Annotated in this window: 21 protein-coding genes; 9 read left to right on the forward strand and 12 right to left on the reverse strand. The window is 39.1% G+C overall.

Going from position 1 to position 19,078, the window contains the following annotated elements; translation table 11 throughout:
- Together ACEW8U_RS12700 and murF are read right to left on the reverse strand one after the other, a co-directional pair.
- Positions 1-297, reverse strand: a 297-nt coding sequence (locus ACEW8U_RS12700) for an outer membrane beta-barrel protein (protein ID WP_373522424.1), incomplete at its 3' end; no start/stop codon positions are given.
- A 79-nt stretch (positions 298-376) separates the two neighbouring features.
- Positions 377-1,675, reverse strand: coding sequence for a UDP-N-acetylmuramoyl-tripeptide--D-alanyl-D-alanine ligase (gene murF, locus ACEW8U_RS12705; protein WP_373522425.1), 1,299 nt, complete (start codon positions 1,673-1,675; stop codon positions 377-379).
- A 94-nt stretch (positions 1,676-1,769) separates the two neighbouring features.
- Here murF and ACEW8U_RS12710 point away from each other — a divergent pair, with 94 nt between their 5' ends.
- A complete protein-coding gene (locus ACEW8U_RS12710) occupies positions 1,770-3,890 on the forward strand; it encodes a T9SS type A sorting domain-containing protein (protein WP_373522426.1) in 2,121 nt (706 codons plus the stop codon).
- 37 nt (positions 3,891-3,927) lie between these two features.
- Here ACEW8U_RS12710 and panB read toward each other — a convergent pair whose 3' ends face one another.
- The 5 genes from panB to ACEW8U_RS12735 all read right to left on the reverse strand — a co-directional run bounded on the left by panB (position 3,928) and on the right by ACEW8U_RS12735 (position 8,460).
- The gene (gene panB / locus ACEW8U_RS12715; protein ID WP_373522427.1) at positions 3,928-4,749 is read right to left on the reverse strand and encodes a 3-methyl-2-oxobutanoate hydroxymethyltransferase; all 822 of its coding nucleotides are present in this window, start codon (positions 4,747-4,749) and stop codon (positions 3,928-3,930) included.
- Between the two features lie 7 nt (positions 4,750-4,756).
- Positions 4,757-5,260, reverse strand: coding sequence for a phosphoribosyltransferase family protein (locus tag ACEW8U_RS12720; RefSeq protein WP_373522428.1), 504 nt, complete (start codon positions 5,258-5,260; stop codon positions 4,757-4,759).
- Between the two features lie 247 nt (positions 5,261-5,507).
- Positions 5,508-6,431 carry a ribosome small subunit-dependent GTPase A gene (rsgA, locus tag ACEW8U_RS12725; protein WP_373522429.1) on the reverse strand — a complete coding sequence of 308 codons (924 nt, stop codon included), beginning with the start codon at positions 6,429-6,431 and terminating at the stop codon, positions 5,508-5,510.
- On the reverse strand, positions 6,428-7,684 hold the full coding sequence (locus ACEW8U_RS12730; protein WP_373522430.1) for a 3-deoxy-D-manno-octulosonic acid transferase: 1,257 nt from the start codon (positions 7,682-7,684) through the stop codon (positions 6,428-6,430). The genes rsgA and ACEW8U_RS12730 overlap by 4 nt, the downstream gene beginning before the upstream one ends.
- Before the next feature lie 146 nt (positions 7,685-7,830).
- Positions 7,831-8,460: a peroxiredoxin gene (locus tag ACEW8U_RS12735; RefSeq protein WP_373522431.1), complete on the reverse strand. Its 630-nt coding sequence runs from the start codon at positions 8,458-8,460 to the stop codon at positions 7,831-7,833.
- 367 nt (positions 8,461-8,827) lie between these two features.
- On the opposite strand from ACEW8U_RS12735, the gene ACEW8U_RS12740 reads away from it, so the two are divergent.
- Positions 8,828-9,313 (forward strand): low molecular weight protein-tyrosine-phosphatase, encoded by a 486-nt coding sequence (locus ACEW8U_RS12740; RefSeq protein ID WP_373522459.1) that lies wholly within the window; start codon positions 8,828-8,830, stop codon positions 9,311-9,313.
- Entirely contained in the window at positions 9,306-10,178 is an 873-nt protein-coding gene (locus ACEW8U_RS12745; protein WP_373522432.1) for a fructosamine kinase family protein, read from the forward strand. Before ACEW8U_RS12740 ends, ACEW8U_RS12745 begins: the two co-directional genes overlap by 8 nt.
- 207 nt (positions 10,179-10,385) lie before the next feature.
- Here ACEW8U_RS12745 and ACEW8U_RS12750 read toward each other — a convergent pair whose 3' ends face one another.
- Positions 10,386-11,660 carry an aspartate kinase gene (locus ACEW8U_RS12750; protein ID WP_373522433.1) on the reverse strand — a complete coding sequence of 425 codons (1,275 nt, stop codon included), beginning with the start codon at positions 11,658-11,660 and terminating at the stop codon, positions 10,386-10,388.
- Between the two features lie 57 nt (positions 11,661-11,717).
- On the opposite strand from ACEW8U_RS12750, the gene fbp reads away from it, so the two are divergent.
- Positions 11,718-12,758, forward strand: a complete 1,041-nt coding sequence (gene fbp / locus ACEW8U_RS12755) for a class 1 fructose-bisphosphatase (RefSeq protein ID WP_373522434.1) — start codon at positions 11,718-11,720, stop codon at positions 12,756-12,758.
- A gap of 48 nt (positions 12,759-12,806) precedes the next feature.
- On the opposite strand, the gene ACEW8U_RS12760 is transcribed toward fbp, so the two are convergent.
- From ACEW8U_RS12760 to yihA, 3 genes are all read right to left on the reverse strand, one after another.
- The gene (locus ACEW8U_RS12760; protein WP_373522435.1) at positions 12,807-13,112 is read right to left on the reverse strand and encodes a hypothetical protein; all 306 of its coding nucleotides are present in this window, start codon (positions 13,110-13,112) and stop codon (positions 12,807-12,809) included.
- Between the two features lie 70 nt (positions 13,113-13,182).
- Positions 13,183-13,623 (reverse strand): DUF5606 domain-containing protein, encoded by a 441-nt coding sequence (locus ACEW8U_RS12765; RefSeq protein ID WP_373522436.1) that lies wholly within the window; start codon positions 13,621-13,623, stop codon positions 13,183-13,185.
- Positions 13,624-13,681: 58 nt separating this feature from the next.
- On the reverse strand, positions 13,682-14,290 hold the full coding sequence (yihA, locus tag ACEW8U_RS12770; RefSeq protein ID WP_373522437.1) for a ribosome biogenesis GTP-binding protein YihA/YsxC: 609 nt from the start codon (positions 14,288-14,290) through the stop codon (positions 13,682-13,684).
- 252 nt (positions 14,291-14,542) lie between these two features.
- Here yihA and ubiE point away from each other — a divergent pair, with 252 nt between their 5' ends.
- Together ubiE and ACEW8U_RS12780 are read left to right on the forward strand one after the other, a co-directional pair.
- The gene (gene ubiE, locus ACEW8U_RS12775; protein ID WP_373522438.1) at positions 14,543-15,265 is read left to right on the forward strand and encodes a bifunctional demethylmenaquinone methyltransferase/2-methoxy-6-polyprenyl-1,4-benzoquinol methylase UbiE; all 723 of its coding nucleotides are present in this window, start codon (positions 14,543-14,545) and stop codon (positions 15,263-15,265) included.
- Positions 15,214-15,993 (forward strand): porin family protein, encoded by a 780-nt coding sequence (locus ACEW8U_RS12780; RefSeq protein ID WP_373522439.1) that lies wholly within the window; start codon positions 15,214-15,216, stop codon positions 15,991-15,993. The genes ubiE and ACEW8U_RS12780 overlap by 52 nt, the downstream gene beginning before the upstream one ends.
- Positions 15,994-16,261: 268 nt before the next feature.
- Here ACEW8U_RS12780 and ACEW8U_RS12785 read toward each other — a convergent pair whose 3' ends face one another.
- Complete coding sequence (locus ACEW8U_RS12785; RefSeq protein WP_373522440.1) at positions 16,262-16,396, reverse strand: hypothetical protein; 135 nt, start codon at positions 16,394-16,396, stop codon at positions 16,262-16,264.
- Positions 16,397-16,424: 28 nt separating this feature from the next.
- Between ACEW8U_RS12785 and ACEW8U_RS12790 the strand changes: the two genes are divergently transcribed.
- The 3 genes from ACEW8U_RS12790 (at position 16,425) to ACEW8U_RS12800 (ending at position 18,907) form a co-directional block, all read left to right on the forward strand.
- The gene (locus ACEW8U_RS12790) at positions 16,425-17,183 is read left to right on the forward strand and encodes an SDR family NAD(P)-dependent oxidoreductase (protein ID WP_373522441.1); all 759 of its coding nucleotides are present in this window, start codon (positions 16,425-16,427) and stop codon (positions 17,181-17,183) included.
- Positions 17,184-17,193: 10 nt separating this feature from the next.
- Positions 17,194-17,952: a M15 family metallopeptidase gene (locus ACEW8U_RS12795; protein ID WP_373522442.1), complete on the forward strand. Its 759-nt coding sequence runs from the start codon at positions 17,194-17,196 to the stop codon at positions 17,950-17,952.
- Between the two features lie 196 nt (positions 17,953-18,148).
- On the forward strand, positions 18,149-18,907 hold the full coding sequence (locus ACEW8U_RS12800) for a ThuA domain-containing protein (protein ID WP_373522443.1): 759 nt from the start codon (positions 18,149-18,151) through the stop codon (positions 18,905-18,907).
- Positions 18,908-19,078 lie beyond the last annotated feature (171 nt).

Genomic DNA, 19,078 nt, shown 5'->3' on the forward strand with positions numbered 1-19,078 from the left:
ATTGAATTGGGTTGAAAAAATTTCACCCGTAGGATTTCCAAATCCATCCACTACCATGAAATTATCGATAAATCCCCTTTGATTGTAAATTGCCTCTGCTCCTATTGAAAAATCGTCTTTCAATAACACCTCATAACCAAGCCCAACAGCCGCACCACTTCTTGGGTCTTTGTTAGGATTAAAATTATTGGGTGAAATATCCATTATGGAAGGGCCAAACTTAACTCCAAGTAACCGGTTTTGGGCCTGAACTTCTATTGAAGTTATAATCAAAATAATAAGAATAGAATATTTCATGACCAATATTTTTCTTGGTTGATTTCTACTATAAATTTAGGAGAAAGATATCTATTTCCAATTCAATTCAAAAACTATTTCAAATAAACTCCACCAACCCCTCCAACTTCATCCCCCGACTCCCTTTGATCAGGATCATATAATCTTCCAGTTTGGAATCCTGAAGCCAGTTTCTGAAGGAAAAAGGATCGGGGAAAAAGAGTGTTGATATTGGTGCTTTTTCCAAGGCTGCTTGGATATGCTTACCTGTCAGGCAGATTTTATCAAATAGATATTGGCTGACCAATTCTCCTAATTTTCGATGTTCTTCTTCCGTACTATCGCCGAGTTCATACATATCCCCTAAAATCACCATCTTGTATTTTTTGCCTGTCATGTTGCCAAAAGTCTTGATGGCAACTTCCATACTTGAAGGATTGGCATTATAGGCATCGAGAATGATCAGATTGCTTCGTTTCTCAATAAGTTGGGAACGCATATTGGAAGGATTGTATGCAATCACAGCTTCTACGGCATCAAACATAGGCACTCCAAAAAATTTACCTATACACAGTGCTGTAGCAATATTTCCAAAATTATATGCCCCAATCAAAGCAGATTGATAGATGTCTTTTTGGCCTTCGACCGTGAACTTCACAAAAGGATTAGCCTCCACAAACGACACTTCACAAAAATCCCCTTTAGCAGGATAAAGAACCGGTTCTTCAAAACGCTTCACCATATTGGACAAAACCGGATCCTGCGAATTGATAAAAACTGTTCCTTTATTCTCACGCAGGTGCTGGAAAAGCTCTGTTTTCGTTTTCAGAACCCCTTCAGGTCCGCCCATACCCTCCAAATGTGCCTTTCCTATATTGGTGATAAATCCATGGGTGGGTTCAGCGATGTCACAGAGTTCTTTGATATCACCCTGTTTATTGGCACCCATTTCCACAATTGCGATTTCCACTTCTTTCCCGATCGACAATAGGGTTAAAGGAACACCAATATGGTTATTCAGGTTACCCTCTGTTGCAGTGGTTTTAAATTTTCTTTTCACTACAGCATTCAGCAATTCTTTGGAAGTGGTCTTCCCATTGCTCCCTGTCAATCCGATGATCGGTATTGTCAATTGCTTTCTGTGATAATTTGCCAGTTGCTGCAATGCCATTAAAACATCCTCAACCAAAAAATACCTGTTATCGTGTTCTGGAATTACCCTTTCTTCATCCACTACAACCAGAGATGCGCCGATCTCCAAAGCCGTGGAAGCAAAATCATTGGCATTGAAATTCGGACCTTTGAGCGCAAAAAAGATATTGCCCTTATCTATTTTTCTGGTATCGGTACTTACGCCTGTTGCTTGTAGGTAATGCTTATAAAGTTGGGGTATATTCATGATCTTAGGTTTGACGGCTAAAATTAAAGGATTCGCAAACATCTTATATCAAAATCTATCGTTTAATTTTAGGACTTAATCCTCAGAACAATTGATGAAGTACAGTTTTATTGCATTCTTTTTTTTATTCACATTTTGGGCAAATGCCCAGCAAACTTTCACTTTTGACCAATCCATCAAAGTTTCTCTCCAAGGAAATGAAATCACAATGCCCTTTGCCGTAGGGATCAATGCAGCCCAGTTCCAACAAATGGATACCAATGGAGATGGAAATGAAGAATGGGTCATTTGGGATATCAATTCCCGTAGGATTTTGGTATTCCAAACTGATGGGGATGATTTTGAATATTTTCCAGAGATGTCATATTACTTCCCAAACGATGTTGCCGGATTTATGGTACTTGCCGATTTCAATGGAAACGGTAAAAAAGATTTGTTCACGAGCAGCCCTTTTGGTATTAGAGCTTACCGGAATATTACCCAAGAGGGTGCCAAACATCCGAGTTGGGAACTGGCGCAGAATTTTCTAAGATTGGACAACGGCTCAAACCTTCAGGCCAATAACCTGGACATTCCGCTGATCATGGACATTGATGGAGATGGGGATTTGGATATTGTTACTTTCAATTTTGCTTCGGGTGATTATCTGGAGTTTTATAGGAACACCAGTATAGAAAGAAAGGGTTTAGCTGATATCGATGGTTTTGCCTTTCCGGAAGCAAGATGGGGAAATTTCGAGTTTTGTGGTTGCGGGACTTTCAGTTTTGGGGTGACCTGCAATGGCTTGCCTATGGGAAGAATACAGGGAATTGACGCAGAAAAAAGAATCCAACATGCGGGAGGTCACTCTGTTCTATACACTGATTTCAATGGGGACGGCGTATTGGACCTTTTGATGGGGCAGGATGAATGCAATACCCTATACTATCTGCACAACAAGGGCAGCAATGCTAAACCCATATTTGATGAATTTTCTACCGAAATACCAAATATTGGCCCTTTGCCGGAGTTCCCCATTTTTCACACTTCCTATCTCTGGGAAAAGGGACTGATCATCAGCAGCAATTCATCAGCAGCTGCGGGTGCTTCCAAGGCCAACTTCAGTGAAAATGTTTTCAGCTTGGATTTCAATGATCCCTTCCCTGTAAATTCCCAACCCTTTCTACAATCCCATATCCTTGATTTTGGTGAAAACACCAGGCCATTTTTCAAAGGATTCCAATCTTCAGGTGAGTTGATTGTGACTGCAAACAGTTTTGTAAACGGAAAAGTGGTCGGAAAAGCATATCGCTTTGTGGCGGATCAGAATGGGTGGACTTTAATGGATGAAGATTTCAAGGGATTGTCAGCCATGAACTTGGATAACCTCCAATACACTGAATTCTTAACTTCTTCCAATCAACAAACTTATTGGGTAGCGGGAGTGGATACCAGCAACTTTACACTACAACACAAGGTATTCTTTGATACTGACGCCAACCTTTCCAACCTCCAAGAAATTAGCTTCCCTGGGATAAACAGCAGACCCCTGGACCACGTGGAAATGTTTGTATTTGAAAACAATGATTACCTTCTTTTGGCAAGACAAACGGGGGAAATGATACTTTTTGAATTGGATATCAATTCCCAGCAGCCACTTCAATTGGTTGAAAGGGATTATTTGGGTTTTGGTGATAATCCTGCAAACAGGAACTTCAACGTACATGTGATTCCCGGGACAAACCCATCTCTATATGCCATTGACCAAAGAGGAGTTTTGGTATTTATCCCCGATTTTATAAACCAAACTGAAAGACAAAACATAGAAATCCAACATCAGGAAAGTCAATTCACGGCTACCAAATTTGGCAGGAATACTTGGATTACTTCAGTTTCGATACCTTTCTCAGAAAATAGGGATCTTGTATTGGGAAATACAGGTGGAGGTTTGGAATATCTGAAATTCGTTGGTGGATCCAGTATTCCCAATCCCAGTGAGTTTCAGGTCAAGATTTATCCAAACCCGAACAGGGGACAATTCAATATTATCACTTCAAAAACATCAGACCTCAGACTGATCAACAGTCTAGGACAGGTCATGATTGACCAAATTAGGCTGACTGCCAACGGAGAGTTTGAAGTACAAGCCCAATTTTTATCACCCGGACTATATATTGTACAATTGACCACTGAGGATGGTAGAAGAATTGCCCGAAAGATTATAGTCCAGCCTTAGAATCCTATACGTGCAGTGTACATCTAAAAAAAATAATTCAATAGCTTTCGCTTTCATTGGGAAATTCAAAAGATTTCACATCTCTAATATAGTCCTGAACCGCCTTTGTCATCACAGATTGAAGGTTTGCATATTGCCTTAAAAATCTCGGTTTGAATTCCTGATTGATGCCCAACATGTCATGCACGACCAAAACCTGCCCATCTACATCTGGTCCCGCGCCTATTCCAATGACCGGGATTGATACAGACTCTGCCACTATTTTGGCAAAACTGGCCGGAATTTTTTCAAGAACGATTGCAAAACAGCCACAGTCCTCCAACAATTTCGCATCTTCCAATAATTTATTGGCCTCTGCTTCCTCTTTGGCCCTAACGGTATATGTGCCGAATTTATATATTGACTGAGGAGTCAGACCCAAATGCCCCATTACAGGAACTCCTGCACTGAGAATCCTCACCACGGATTCCCTGATTTCCGATCCTCCCTCCATTTTGACTGCATGGGCACCTGATTCCTTCATGATTCTGATAGCAGACCTCAATGCCTCAGAACTGTTGCCCTGATAGGACCCAAATGGAATGTCTACTACAACAAAGGCCCTCTTCACTGCCCTTACCACCGAAGTGGCATGATAAATCATTTGATCCAAAGTGATCGGAAGGGTGGTTTCATGGCCCGCCATCACATTAGATGCCGAATCACCTACCAAGATGATATCAATGCCTGCAGCATCCACAATTCCTGCCATAGAAAAATCATATGCAGTCAGCATGGAGATTTTCTCTCCACGGGTCTTCATTTCCTGAAGAATATGTGTAGTTATTCTTTTAATATTCGAGGATTGGTGGAGGGACATGGGTTTATCAGTGAAGGTGTACAGAGTGATTTTCTGAAGTTAAGTCTACAGTAATGTGTTCATTCAATGTGGTAGCCAATTCCAATCCTGTATAATCAGGAGTGACTGGAAACAATTTATGGCTTCTGTTGACCAAAACAGCCACTTCCATTTTTTTTATCGGCAAATCCAAAAAAGGTTTGAGCGCATATACTAAAGTCTTTCCTGTATTAAGTACATCATCCACCACCAAGACACATTTATTGTTAAGATCTGTATTTTCCGAAAGTGCCACTTCTCCTCTATTGACATCAGCTTTATCTAAATGAATTTCAATTACTTTGACATCCAAAGGGGAAATATCTTTGAGGCATTTGGCAAGAAATCCTGCCAGAATAAAACCCATACCAGTAATCCCAGCGAAAATAATTTCATTTTCAAATGCATTCCGTTCATAAACTTCGTAAGCCATGCGGGTGATCTTTTGCTTGATCTGCTTATGGTTTAGCACCAAGGCCTTGGTTTCTGTCATCTTAATAAGCGGGATTTTGATGGAAATCGAAAATTAAAGCAATTGAGCAAGGATTCAAAGGTTTTTTAATAATGGACTGATTTTTTCAGAACGGTTAATCATATCCCATACGCTGCCTGCTACTTTAATTCCCAGGCTTTCCAATATGTCTTTTGTCTCCAGTCTTTTTGTTTTCCTTCTTTGTCAAGTCTTGTTTCTTGTCTCCCCGATACTCGGGGCAGGCTTTGCTTCTTGTCTCTCAATAACATCACCTTCTATCATCCTCTTCATACAGGATATTCAAATAGCTCTCATACCTGTTAGGATGGATATAGCCCTCCTCCAATTTTTGAAGTACAACACAGCCTGGTTCATTGATGTGCTGGCAATTGTTATATCGACATTGCCCCAGATATTGGCGTATTTCCACAAAGTAATGTGACAATTCAAAATCATCGATATCTAAAATTCCAAATTCCTTGATCCCCGGTGTATCGATAAGGTATCCATCACCTTCCAATTCAAACATCTCAGCAAAAGTGGTGGTATGTACTCCTTTGGCACTGAACTTGGAAATTTCTTTGGTCGACTGGGTGGCATGAGGCACCAGTTTGTTCAGCAAAGTTGACTTCCCAACTCCTGAATGTCCAGAAATAAGGGTAGTCTTCCCTTTAAGGCTTTCCTTAAAAAGCACATCGAGATCCTTGTCATTTATTGCAGAAATTTCCAAAACAGGATATCCTATGGGGTCATATATTTCATGTAAAAGTTCTAAAAAATCTTTGTCTTTGTCCTTTATAATCAGATCCGTTTTATTAACCACAATCGTGGCAGGAATACGGAAACTCTCCGTACTGACCAGAAACCGATCAATAAAACCAAGGGAAGTCCTAGGTTGTGCAATAGTCACCATCAATAGTGCCTGATCAATATTGGATGCGATGATATGGGAGAAATGTGTCTTTCTGGTGGATTTCCTGATGATGTAATTCTCCCTTGGTTGGATTTCATTGATCACCGAAGAGGCTTGGCCGACTTCCATTTCAAGTTCCACATAATCCCCTACGGCTATTGGATTGGTGAGTTTAAGGTCATCTTGCTTGAATTTTCCTCTCAGCCTCGAATTGATCAATCCTTCTTCGGTCTTGACCGTGTACCAACTTCCCGTGGATTTGATTACCCTTCCTTTCATTTATTATCCAAGATTGACATTACCTTATCCATAATTTTCTTTGAACTTCCCAAATTTTCTTCCATCAATTTTCGTGCTCCCTCTTGACTCTGTAAATATGCTTTGTAATCAGATAAAGATTGGAGGGTTTTTTGTAATTCCGGAAAATCATTTACTTGAAATGAACAGCCGTAAGACTCACTAACACTTGCCTCAGGAAATTTTTGAGGATTTTTGAGGGCACCATAAACAACGGGAATTTCATAGGCCAATGGTTCAAGGATATTATGAAGGCCCTTACCAAAAGCCCCGCCAACATAGGCGATTTTGGCAAATTGATAAAGTGAGGATAACATCCCGATATTGTCTATGAAAATAACATCCACTTCTTTTTCGGAAGGCAATTCAGAATATTTCAATGTGGTTTTTTGGATTTGCTGCTGCCAAGTTGAAATCTGCCCATCATTTATATCGTGGGGGGCTATGATCCAATGATATTGCTCGGAATTGATCATCGGAACGATCAATTGCATATCCTCATCCCAAACAGATCCCGCAACTATGGTTGGTTTATTTCCAAAATGTGTTTCAAATTCTGGAAATGACTTAGGATGCCCGGCTATAGTGTTTACTCTATCATATCTGGTATCTCCGGTAATTGTGGTCTCATGGTAACCGACACCCTCCATCAGATTTCGGGTTTTTTCATTTTGACAAAAAATATGGTCAAACGAAAAAAGAATCTTCCTAAAAAATCCACCATAAGATTTGAAATAAATCTGTTCATCTCTCATCGATGCAGAGAAAAGGAATAACGGAATATTTTTGTCCCTTGCCTCTAAGATGTGATTGGCCCAAAGGTCATATTTTACAAAAAATGCCAGTTGGGGATTCAGAACTTCCAGAAATCTTTTTGCATTCCTTGGGGTATCGAATGGCAGATAAGTAATAAAGTCGATATCTACTTGAGGTCTTTTACTGACATGGTCAAAGCCAGATGGGCTGAAAAAACTAACGACAATTCCATATTCAGGAAATCTTTTCTTAAATTCTCCAATCACTGGTTTTGCTTGTTCAAACTCCCCCAATGAAGCAACATGAAACCAAGCCAAAGGACTTTTAAAATCCAATCTGAACGATTCCAGCTTTTCGAAAAGGTTTTTGCGTCCTTCTACCAGTTTTTCAAGCTTGGGATGAGTCCCCTTTGAGATGTCCACCAACTTGGAGAAAGTGCGTAAGGATAAATCATATAGGGGTTTTTCAAAAGATTTCAATGCCGTATTTATTTATTTTCTCCATTGAGTAAAGTTATTTCAAAGTATCTGTAAAACAAAAAAAGCTTTTCATCAAGCCTCTCATAATAGTTATAAAAAAAAGCCCCGACCTTAATGGAAGGGGCTTAAATAAAGTTCTATTAATCTCAGTTTTTACTCAAGTAAGCAGATACACCTTCTTTAGTTGCCGACATGGCTTCTTTTCCTTCTTCCCAGTTTGCAGGACAAACTTCCCCGAATTTTTCAACGTGGTGTAAAGCATCTACCAATCTGATCATTTCATCGATATTTCTTCCCAATGGAAAATCATTGATGGTTTCGTGTCTTACTACACCATTTTTATCGATAAGGAAAGAACCTCTGTACGCAATTGGAGCTCCTTCGAAAGTAAGCTGACCATCTTCTGTGTAATTCCATTCACCCGCCAAGACACCAAAGTTGTGGGCGATAGTTTTGGAAGCATCAGCAACCAACGGATAAGTTACACCTTCAATACCGCCTTGGTCCTTAGAAGTCATCAACCAAGCCAAATGGGTTTCTTCAGTATCTGTAGAAGCACCAACAACCGCAACTCCCCTACGTTCAAATTCAGCTAATTTTTCCTGAAAGGCCAAAATTTCGGTTGGACAAACGAAAGTGAAGTCCTTGGGATAAAAGAAGAATACTACTTCTTTGTTACCGATGAATTGGTCAAGAGAAAAACTTTCTACAATTTCTTCACCATTAATGACTGCCGGAGCTGAAAACATTGGCGCTTTTTTTCCTACTAATGACATAATATATTTGATTTTAGTTAAATTTTAAATTTAATATTTACCAAAAAGGTATTTATTGCAAATTAGACAATAAATTAGCCAAATTGTTTTGAATTTGATATGCAAATATAGCTATTTATGAAAAATTATCAGAATGAAAGCAGAATAATATTTGGTTCATTTTTAAAAAGTCATTTTACACATTCATTCAAATCCATATAATTGAACATTTTAGATAATTTATAAAGTGATTGGATAGAAGCTCAGAATTTTATTCTGAATAAGTTTTACAGATATTCAAATTAAGTTTAAACCTTTATTCTCTTCATCGGCATTTTTTTTTAACTTGTACCTTACAACATTAAAATTAAAGTTCCCCTTTTTGAAAATGATAAAAGTCTTGTTCGTTTGTTTGGGTAATATTTGTAGGTCTCCTCTTGCAGAAGCTGTTTTTAACCATAAAATCAAACTTCTTGGACTTAAAGAAAAATTCATGAGTGACAGTTGTGGTACCTCTGATTACCATATTGGCGAATTACCTGATGAAAGAACCCTTGTTTGTGCCAGAAGACATGAAATCCAGATTCATCACCGAGCGCGGCAGCTTAACAGGGTAGATATTAGAGAATTCGATTACCTGATCGCGATGGATTTTTCGAATAAGAAAAATATCCAAAATCTAATGAACTGCTTCAACATGGAACATAATCAGATTTTTTTGATGAGAAAGTTTCAGCCAAATCCTGATCATATTGAAGTTCCTGACCCATATTATGGAGGAGATGATGGTTTTGAAAATGTGTACCATATTTTAGACAATAGTGTAGACCATTTTCTGGAGCATCTTAAAGTAGAGCATAACATTTATGTTTGATAGTCTGGAATACTTTGAAAAAATTCTTTTTCTTAGTCTTGGGCAATGCCCTGAAATCAAACAAGTAAAGTTAATCGCTGCAGGAAATATCAATCAGGGTATTTATTTGGAGACCTCATTAGGATTGTTTTTTCTTAAATCCAATTTTCAATTAAATTCCGAAATCTTTGAAAAAGAAGCCGATGGCTTACAGATGCTCCGGTCTTACTGTCCTTTACAAATTCCCAAAGTCTTTCAGGTTGGAAAGATGGAAGATAGAAATTTTTTGTTGATGGAATGGATTTCTGCTGACAGGATCAACCCTGTCTATTGGCAGGAACTCGGAGTAGGCTTGGCCCAATTGCACATGGCGACCCAAGAGTCATTTGGCTATGAAAAAGACAATTTCATTGGTTCCATTGTCCAAACAAATAGCCCAACGAGTTCATGGCATGATTTTTTTTTTGAAAACAGACTGGAACCACTTGCAGGAAAAGCATATTATGAAGGACTTATAAGTTTGGATTTTTTCAAAAAAATTCAAAAAACATATCCGCTACTGAAAAATATTTTTCCAAAAGAAAAACCAGCACTCCTCCATGGCGACTTGTGGTCAGGGAATATCATGTGTGGCAAAAATGGCAGCCCTTCCCTGATTGACCCCGCTGTATATTATGGACACCGCGAAATGGATTTGGCTTTTTCAAGGTTGTTTGGTGGATTTGAAACAGGTTTCTACCAATCCTATGAAACAGTTTTTCCACTCGAACCAGGCTTTGAGGAAAGAATCCCTGTATATAACCTCTATCCCTTATTGGTCCATCTCTTGCTTTTTGGTAAAAGCTATCTCTCGGGAATTGAAAGGACCGTTGATAGGTTGATTTAAATTGGAAGTTGTTTGGTTATTTTACTTTTGATTTTTTTTCTAAAGCTTTTCTAAATTACAATAGTCACGAGATATTTATAAATATTGGATATGGATTGACATTCTAGAGGACTTCAACCCATCTTTATAATTTTAATACTTCTTGGTGAATAGCCTTAAATCGATTTTTGAATACTACTTGAAAAGCAAGTTTTCTCATATATAGCTTTATAGATGGGGACTTTTGACCAAAATTTGAAATGTTGTCCTTGTCATCTGTTCAAGCAATACTTCTTTGTTTTGCATTAATTCCTTCATCAAACTAGAATTATGATTTTTCACGGTGATCAGTTGAAGGTTTTCATTGTATCTGATTTCGAATTGGTCTCGGAGAATTTGGATGAGTTTTTCCAGCTTAAAACTTTCTTTTTCGATTACAATGGAAATAGATATAGCAGAAGTTTGGAGCAGATTTACCCTCAATTTAAGTTTCTCAAGCTCGGTGTAAACTGAATGGATATGGGATTCATTGATGAAGGTGAAATCGGTCACTTTAAAACTCACCAAAATCTGTTCGTCCTTGACGACAATGCAGGGAACTGAATTTATTGCATGGACATGATGGATCTTAGTTCCCGACCTATCAGGATGAATAAATGACTTTACATAAAGCGGGATGGATAGATTAGCCAAAGGCTTGATGGTTTTGGGATGGATGACGGATGCACCATAATAAGTCAATTCAGCAGCCTCTTTATAATCAAGCTCATCGAATTTAACTGAATCGGGAAATCGTTTTGGGTCGGCATTGAGGACGCCATCAACATCTTTCCAAATGATCACCGCATTTGCCCGCATCCCATGCGCCAAAATTGCCGCAGTGAAATCTGACCCCTCCCTACCCAATGTGGTAGTTCGCCCATTCTCATCCGCACCTATAAAACCCTGGGTAATCACAGGAAATTGTATCAATTTGGATTCTAAAATATTTTTACAAAGTTTTGTTGTGTCCTTCCAGTCCACTTTTGCAAACCTGAAATCACTATTGGTTCTAATCACCTCTCTTGCATCCTGCCAAATACAATAAAGCCCTTTGGCACAAAGATATTCCTGGACAATCCTAGAGGATACCAATTCACCGAAAGAAACTACCGAATCATAAAAACTGTCATAATTTTCGTGAGTCAAATTGCCATCAAGTATCCTCTCCAATTGCGAAAAATAATTTCTTACAGTTGGGAAAATAAGGCTATCTGTATCAAAAAGTTCTTCACAAATCCTCAGGTGATAATCCAATATTTTTGTACTATTTGAAGAATAGGCTTTTCCCTCTAATTTTAAATTCAAAATTTCCTCCAAAGCATTGGTTGTCTTCCCCATGGCTGAAACCACAATAATTGTATTATTTCGCAATCGATTGAATACAATTTCATGCAAGTTTTTTATAGATGTAGCATCTTTTACAGAAGCACCACCAAATTTGAAAACAAAAGTTTTTGACATTGAAATTAATTTGTAATTTTCGGGAGTTAAAATTTAAAATAGTATTTTTCAAACATTATGAAGACTAAGTATTACAAACCCAGCGATTCATCCATTGCCTACTCCGTAGGAACCACTTTGGATAGGTTTATCAAAATCAAACAAGATGAATTTTCTTTTGCATCAGGAGAATTATCACAGATTTTAAGGGACATTGCCCTAGCAGCAAAGATAGTAAATCGGGAGACCAATCGTGCAGGTCTTGCCAATATTGGTGGCGCTTTTGGGCAAACCAATGTGCAGGGTGAGGAACAGCAAAAACTGGATGTCATCGCCAATATCAGGTTTACAAGGGCTCTCACCAAAGGTGGTGAGGTATGTGCCGTGGTATCTGAGGAAGACGACGAAGTGATAGACCTTCAAAACGGATCCGGCAAGTATGTAGTCGCCATTGACCCTTTGGACGGTTCTTCCAACATTGACGTCAATATCTCGATCGGTACTATTTTTTCCATTTACAGAAGAGCGACCCCGATCGGTAGTCCGATTCAGCCGGAAGATATCATGCAGCCGGGGTGCCAACAGGTGGCTGCGGGATATGTCCTTTACGGTTCTTCCACGATGCTGGTCTATACCACGGGACACGGTGTCAATGGTTTTACTTATGAGCCTTCTTTAGGTGAGTTTTTCCTTTCCCACCCCAATATGTGCGCTCCCAAGGATGGGGACATTTACAGCATCAATGAAGGTACTTCCAATCTTTTTGAGCCTGGATTAAAAAAATACATTGAATTATGTAAAGAAAGACAATTCAGTGCCAGGTATATCGGAAGTCTTGTGGCCGATTTCCATAGGAACCTACTCAAAGGAGGAATATACATTTACCCTGCAACCTCAAAATCTCCCAAAGGAAAATTGAGGCTACTGTATGAGGCAAATGCCTTGGCATTTATTGCCGAACAGGCAGGGGGAATGGCAACGGATGGATATGGAAGGATTTTGGATATTAAACCTACCTCGCTTCATCAAAGAACACCACTCTTTATTGGATCTCCCAATATGGTGGTAGAGGCTGAAAATTACCTGAAAGCTTTTCAGGAAAGAGTGGTCGAAAAATAAAAAAGCATCTGCTAATGTATTAACGATAAAAAAATAGTCAATTACAATTCAATTTTCTGAATATCTCCTTTTAATCTTAATCTTGAGCATTTGTCTTTCAACCAAAGCTTTGGCAAGATCGAAAGCCATCATTTCAGGATCAGATTCATGAAGGATTTGTTGGAGTTTATTTTCTCCTAAATCAACCCTGTAGCAAATTTGAAGGAGTTTTTCAAAATTCCTGTTGAGCATTTGATGGATTATAGGAATCATCAAAGCAACCAATTCATCTTCGGTCGAAAGCCTTTCAGGAATTTTAAGATCGAAGGTTTTTTCTAAAAGAAGCGCGGTATCCTTAATAACAAGTTGTTCCATGTAATGGTGGACAATTTAGGTTAGCGATGCAATGACTCAAAGTCATGGCATCGCTCTATTTGATTTTGAGCTATGGCTTGACTTCTTCTTCAGAACCGCCTTCCTCTTCTGCTTGCTCTTCCAATACATCAGGGGCATGTTCTCTGATGATTTTATACCAGTTTACCAGTTTCTTGATATCAGAAGGGTAAACCTTGGTTTCATCAAATTCAGGAAGCACATGCTTCAGAAAAGCTGTTAACTCATCAGAATCAGCCGAAGCATCCAGGCCTAAATCTCCCTGAAACTCATTTTCTATTTTTTTCATGACCTCCTCCAAAGGCGTGGCACCCTCTTCGGTCATGGTGTACATGGAAATCTCTCCCAAGATGGAAACCCTTTGACTGGCACCTACTACCATTTTGGCTTTTTTGTCGTCCATGGATTCCAAAATCACACCGCCACGTGTGGGTTTTAATATTTTGTATAAACCTGATTTTCCTGAAACTGTGGCAATCTCGTTGAATTTCATTTTGTCTCTTTCTGATTTAAGCTTGCAAAGATATCATTTCAATTATTATGCCCAAGAATTAGTTTTCCTCTTCTCTGTATTCGCTGACCAATTCATCAATGAATGTAACAACCTCCTCTTTTCCTTCCCCTGAAGTAGCTGAGGTGATATAATGTTGTGGATGATCCTGAAAAATCTCAAATGCTGCATGGAGAAATCTATTGACATTCTCTTTGGTTCTTGACCTGGATTGCTTGTCTGATTTGGTAAATAGCAAAACAAAAGGAATATCGTTTTCCCCACACCAAGTGATGAATTCCAAATCTATTTTTTGAGGCTCAAGCCTGCTGTCAATCAAAACCATCAGTGCAACCAGATTTTCTCTGGCTGTAAGATAATCCACGATCATTTTACCCCAGGAATCTTTGATGCTTTTGCTGACTTTGGCAAAGCCATAGCCTGGTAAATCCACCATATACCACTTATCATCCACCAAAAAATGGTTGATCAATTGGGTTTTTCCAGGCCTTCCGGAAGTTTTAGCGAGCTTACTGTTGCCCGTCAGCATATTGATCAAAGAACTTTTCCCCACATTTGACCTTCCTATAAAAGCAAATTCAGGTTTATTAGGCTCCGGGCATTTGTTGTGGTCGGTATTACTTATCAAAAAGACCGCTTTCTTGATCATGACAATTTTTTTTGGCACAAAGGTAAGCCAATTTAAATTAATCTGTAAGTCTGAAATATTGTATGCGTCAATTCAACTTAGTCCTAGAACTGATATTTTTGGATATTCAATCGATATTGGGATATTATAACTGCTGTGGAACATTGCTTAATGGAAAATTGATATCCACCAATTAAGAATAGGATAAATTCCCAACATTTTTCGATTGCTCGGGTTTCCTTAGTAATATTGCATATCATTAGAGAAAAGTCCATGTCAGTAGTACCCTACAAAGAAAAGCAGGAAGGAAAGAAGGAGCAGGTAGCCGAGATGTTCAACAACATCAGCAAGAAATATGATTTTTTGAACCACCTTTTAAGTTTGGGAATAGACATTATCTGGAGAAAAAAAGCCATCAAGCTACTTAAAAAAGATAATCCCAAATTAATCCTGGATATCGCCACCGGGACGGGAGACTTTGCCATAGAAGCTTTGGCCCTCAACCCTGATAAAATCATCGGAGTGGACATTTCAGAAGGAATGTTGAACGAAGGCAGGAAAAAAATGGTCAAAAGAAAACTGGACCATATCATCGACCTTCAAATGGGAGATTCTGAAAAGTTGCTTTTTGAGGATAATAAATTTGATGCAGTGATCGTTTCTTTTGGGGTCAGGAACTTCGAAAATCTTGAAAAGGGATTACAGGACATGTATCGGGTTTTAAAACCTGGTGCCAAAACTGTGATAGTGGAATTTTCAAAACCGAAAAAATTCCCAATGAAGCAAGGATATAACTTTTATTTCAAATATATTCTGCCTCAAATTGGTAAATTGGTGTCCAAAGATAATTCTGCTTACACTTATTTGCCGGAATCAGTGCAGGCATTTCCTGATGGTGAAGATTTTCTTATAATACTTAAAAAAGTAGGCTTTAAAAACACGCAATGCAAACCGCTCACATTCGGAATCAGTTCTATATATTTAGGAGAAAAATAAGCTTTTCCATTTTAGGTATTTTTTTTCTGATCAGCCAATCAAGTGGACAATCAAGATTCAATGAAATCAGTTCTGCGGGACAGGATGATAAATTCATTTCTTATGGATTTTTTCTAGCTGCTCACACCAATATGTGGCGGATGAAGTATTCCGAAGCTTTTTTGGACCCTACCAACGCCCCTCTGAATAACATACAAAGTATTATCCCGGTCTATTCTCCAGGATTCTCCTTGGGATTCTTGGTCAATGTCAGGCTCCATGACCAAGTAAACATTATGATGACTCCCAAAATCGGATTTTACGAGTTTAAAACTGACGTGAATTATTTTACCGAGCCGATCAGTAATAATGACGTACTTGCCAATACGAGAAGACAAACGTATCTTAATGAGGCTACGATGGTTGAAATACCACTTCTTTTCAAATACAAAGCACAGCGATTTAACAATACCCGGATGTTTTTCACAGGCGGGGGCAGTGCAATGTTTCGCACCAAAGATCAGGATGAAGCAGATATTGAGGACTTGGTTGTTACAGGAAGGGACTTCACTGTTGACTTTGGAGTGGGATTTGATTTTTACTTCAAATACTTCAAATTTTCACCCGAAGTACGTTTTTCACATGGATTGTTGGATCTTTACCGTCCTGAACAAACCAATCCAGCTTTTAGAGACGCCATTTCCGAAATCCGTAGAAAATCAATTACACTTTACCTTAACTTTCAGTAAGAGTTGGAGGGCTTGAAAGTTTTTTTGCTTAGAGATTTTTTTAATTGTAAAATTTTAAAATTGGAAAATTGGAAAATTTTCCTTCTCCCTCACCATCCTTTTCTTGATTCTTGGCTCCCCGAAAGTCTTCGGGACAGGCTTTGTTTCTTGTCTAAGAGATTCATTTCCCCCCTTCATACTTCATCCTTTCTCCTTCATCCCTTTCTTGACTCTCGCCTCTAGCATCTCATTTTGTTTTTAATTCTAGGTTCCTGTTTCTAGCATCTCCCTACCGCTTGGTATCAGGACTTGCACCTGGTGTCGATCCTTCATCCTTCATCCTTTCTCCTTCATCCCTACTTGTTTTAGTTATATCTCGCCTCTCGCATCTCGCATCTCCCCCTCCATAAATAACCCATTTCATTCCTAGTCATTTCTTTTTAGATTAGGGCATGGAAAAAAAAATCGCCTTTATTACCGGTGCAACTTCGGGGATAGGAAAAGCATCCGCGATTGCCTTGGCAAATTTGGGATACAATATCATTGCCACGGGGAGAAGAAAGGATAGGTTAGAACACCTAAAAAATGAACTGCTAGCTGGAACAGAATTACATATCCTTTGCTTTGATGTCAGGGACAAAAAAGCTGTAAAATCAGCAATTGCCTCTCTTCCTGAACAATGGCAAAAAATCGATGTTCTGATCAACAACGCCGGCAATGCCCATGGAATGGACCCCATCCAATCAGGTAGTTTGGAAGACTGGGACGCCATGATGGATATTAATGTCAAAGGACTGCTTTATGTTTCCAAAGAAATCATGTCCGGAATGGTCAATCGGCAAACAGGTACTATAGTCAATATTGGTTCGATCGCAGGAAAGGAAGTGTATCCAAACGGCAATGTCTATTGTGCTTCCAAATATGCTGTAGATGCCATTACCAAAGGAATGCGTATTGACCTCAATCCTTTCGGAATAAGGGTCATTGGTGTACATCCGGGACTAGTAGAAACTGAATTCTCCTTGGTCAGATTCAAAGGGGATGCGGCAAGATCAAATACAGTGTATCAGGGTCTTCAACCTTTAACAGCCGAAGATATTGCCGATACCATCGCGTTTGCAGTCAGCAGACCACCTCATGTGGTATTGGCTGATATTGTGATATTGCCAACTGCCCAAGCTTCTGCCACTGTTTTGAAAAAGACCATTTAACCTCTTTACTTTGAAAAAATACCTGATCCTTTTACTGGCAATTTCATTTTGGAGCTGTGAGTCCAAAATGAACGAACAAACTGCTACAGGCTATGATATCTATGAAAATGAGATCGCCGATATCGGTGGAGAACAGTTTAAAATAGTCCATAAAGTAGGGGAATTGGAACAAAGCCTAATTGATGCAGGATTGGTCGATATTGAGGTCATTATTCCCGAGATTTATGTGGATTTGAAATATTCTACAACAGACAATTTCTTTGGGAAGGATGTTTATGGAGAATTGGATCGATGCTATTTGCAACCTGTAGTTTCTGAGATGTTGAAAAAATCACACGAAAAACTTCAGGCAGATCATCCTGACCTGACATTCCTGATCTATGACGGGGTAAGGCCTCAAAGTGTGCAACAAATTCTTTGGGACAACTTGGACAAACCGGACAGTATCAAACCCCTTTATGTTGCCAATCCCCAGATTGGTGGATTGCATAATTTCGGAGTCGCTGTGGACCTTACCTTGTCAAATGCCGAAACAGGAAAGGTATTGGACATGGGAACCGGGTACGATTATTTTGGGTATCCCGCTTACCCTGATCGGGAAGAACAGATGCTCAAAGAAGGGAAAATCACTAAAGAACAAATTGCCAACCGTGAAATACTCAGAGAAGTAATGAAACATGGAGGCTTTACAGGAATCGGCTCTGAATGGTGGCATTTCAATGCCTTCTCCCGAAAAGAAGCCGCCGAAAAATTTGGGATGGTGAAGTAAGGGAAGTTAAAATTGAATGGAAAATTGGAAAATTCCCTCAACCACTCAACTTCCTATTTATTTTGAGAAAGTTTATCTCGGTTCTCGCCTCTCGGTTCTCGCTTCTCCCTCTTGGTTCTTGTATCTTGGTTCTTAAATCTCATCCGCCACGGCGGACAAGTCGTTTCAAATCTCACATCTCATATCTATAAAAAAAATGATAAACCTAAAAACCTACATCCCCTCCCTCCTACTCGCCTTTATTGTCCTAATAGGCTTGAGTTCAGAATCATTTGCCCAGAGGAATTCACAGTTCAGTGTTTTGGTTTTCAGCAAAACCAAAGGCTTTAGACATCAGTCCATTCCTGATGGAGTTGTGGCCATTAAAAAATTGGGGATTGAACATATTTTTCATGTACATTCCACTGAAGACGAAGACTATATCACAGATAAAAACCTGGAACAATATCAGGCAATCATATTGATGAGTACGACAGGAACCATTTTCAATGAAGAACAAAAGGCAGTCATCCAACGCTTTGTGCAAAGTGGAAAAGGCATCGTTGGAATTCATAGTGCCACTGATACAGAATATGAATGGCCTTGGTACACCAAATTGATTGGTGCCCAGTTCCTGAACCATCCCCATCAGCAGACCTTAAGACTAAATGTGGTTGACAGAAATCATCCTGCAACTTATCATTTACCTGAAAAATGGCTGTGGTCAGATGAAATCTATGCCTTCAAAAATTTTAATTCTGATGTTAGAGTTCTAATTACTGCTGATGAAACATCTTATGACCCAAAAAGCGGCATGGGCGAATTCCACCCCATGGCCTGGACCCATGAATACGATGGGGGAAGAATATTTTATACTGCTTTAGGCCATACAGATTGGTCTTTCCTTGACCCTAATTTCCAAAAACACATTTACGGAGGAATTTGGTGGGCCGCCAAAGGATTTCCGATAGATTAATTACAAAAGTTTTATTGATACCTGCCAACCCTGAATTCTATGGGGATGGCAGGTTTTTTTATGCTTGTCCGGTTTTTTCAAGATGCTTCTTCTTTCTTTGAAGTAGCTAAATAAGTAGAGGAATTAGGGCAATAGAATAATGCGCTGCTAGCGTAAAACAAGATTGATTCA

The organism is Aquiflexum sp. (genome assembly GCF_041751335.1).
Taxonomy (GTDB): domain Bacteria; phylum Bacteroidota; class Bacteroidia; order Cytophagales; family Cyclobacteriaceae; genus Aquiflexum.

Coding starts and splice junctions, on each gene's coding strand:
- ACEW8U_RS12720 (WP_373522428.1), bottom strand. CDS start 5,260: ATGACAGAAACCAAGGCCTTGGTGCTAAACCATAAGCAGATCAAGCAA.
- ACEW8U_RS12745 (WP_373522432.1), top strand. CDS start 9,306: ATGTTTGATAGTCTGGAATACTTTGAAAAAATTCTTTTTCTTAGTCTT.
- ACEW8U_RS12800 (WP_373522443.1), top strand. CDS start 18,149: ATGATAAACCTAAAAACCTACATCCCCTCCCTCCTACTCGCCTTTATT.
- ACEW8U_RS12750 (WP_373522433.1), bottom strand. CDS start 11,660: ATGTCAAAAACTTTTGTTTTCAAATTTGGTGGTGCTTCTGTAAAAGAT.
- rsgA (WP_373522429.1), bottom strand. CDS start 6,431: ATGAAAGGAAGGGTAATCAAATCCACGGGAAGTTGGTACACGGTCAAG.
- ACEW8U_RS12740 (WP_373522459.1), top strand. CDS start 8,828: ATGATAAAAGTCTTGTTCGTTTGTTTGGGTAATATTTGTAGGTCTCCT.
- ubiE (WP_373522438.1), top strand. CDS start 14,543: ATGTCAGTAGTACCCTACAAAGAAAAGCAGGAAGGAAAGAAGGAGCAG.
- ACEW8U_RS12785 (WP_373522440.1), bottom strand. CDS start 16,396: ATGAAATGGGTTATTTATGGAGGGGGAGATGCGAGATGCGAGAGGCGA.
- ACEW8U_RS12735 (WP_373522431.1), bottom strand. CDS start 8,460: ATGTCATTAGTAGGAAAAAAAGCGCCAATGTTTTCAGCTCCGGCAGTC.
- ACEW8U_RS12760 (WP_373522435.1), bottom strand. CDS start 13,112: ATGGAACAACTTGTTATTAAGGATACCGCGCTTCTTTTAGAAAAAACC.
- ACEW8U_RS12780 (WP_373522439.1), top strand. CDS start 15,214: ATGCAAACCGCTCACATTCGGAATCAGTTCTATATATTTAGGAGAAAA.
- yihA (WP_373522437.1), bottom strand. CDS start 14,290: ATGATCAAGAAAGCGGTCTTTTTGATAAGTAATACCGACCACAACAAA.
- ACEW8U_RS12765 (WP_373522436.1), bottom strand. CDS start 13,623: ATGAAATTCAACGAGATTGCCACAGTTTCAGGAAAATCAGGTTTATAC.
- panB (WP_373522427.1), bottom strand. CDS start 4,749: ATGTCCCTCCACCAATCCTCGAATATTAAAAGAATAACTACACATATT.
- fbp (WP_373522434.1), top strand. CDS start 11,718: ATGAAGACTAAGTATTACAAACCCAGCGATTCATCCATTGCCTACTCC.
- ACEW8U_RS12710 (WP_373522426.1), top strand. CDS start 1,770: ATGAAGTACAGTTTTATTGCATTCTTTTTTTTATTCACATTTTGGGCA.
- ACEW8U_RS12790 (WP_373522441.1), top strand. CDS start 16,425: ATGGAAAAAAAAATCGCCTTTATTACCGGTGCAACTTCGGGGATAGGA.
- murF (WP_373522425.1), bottom strand. CDS start 1,675: ATGAATATACCCCAACTTTATAAGCATTACCTACAAGCAACAGGCGTA.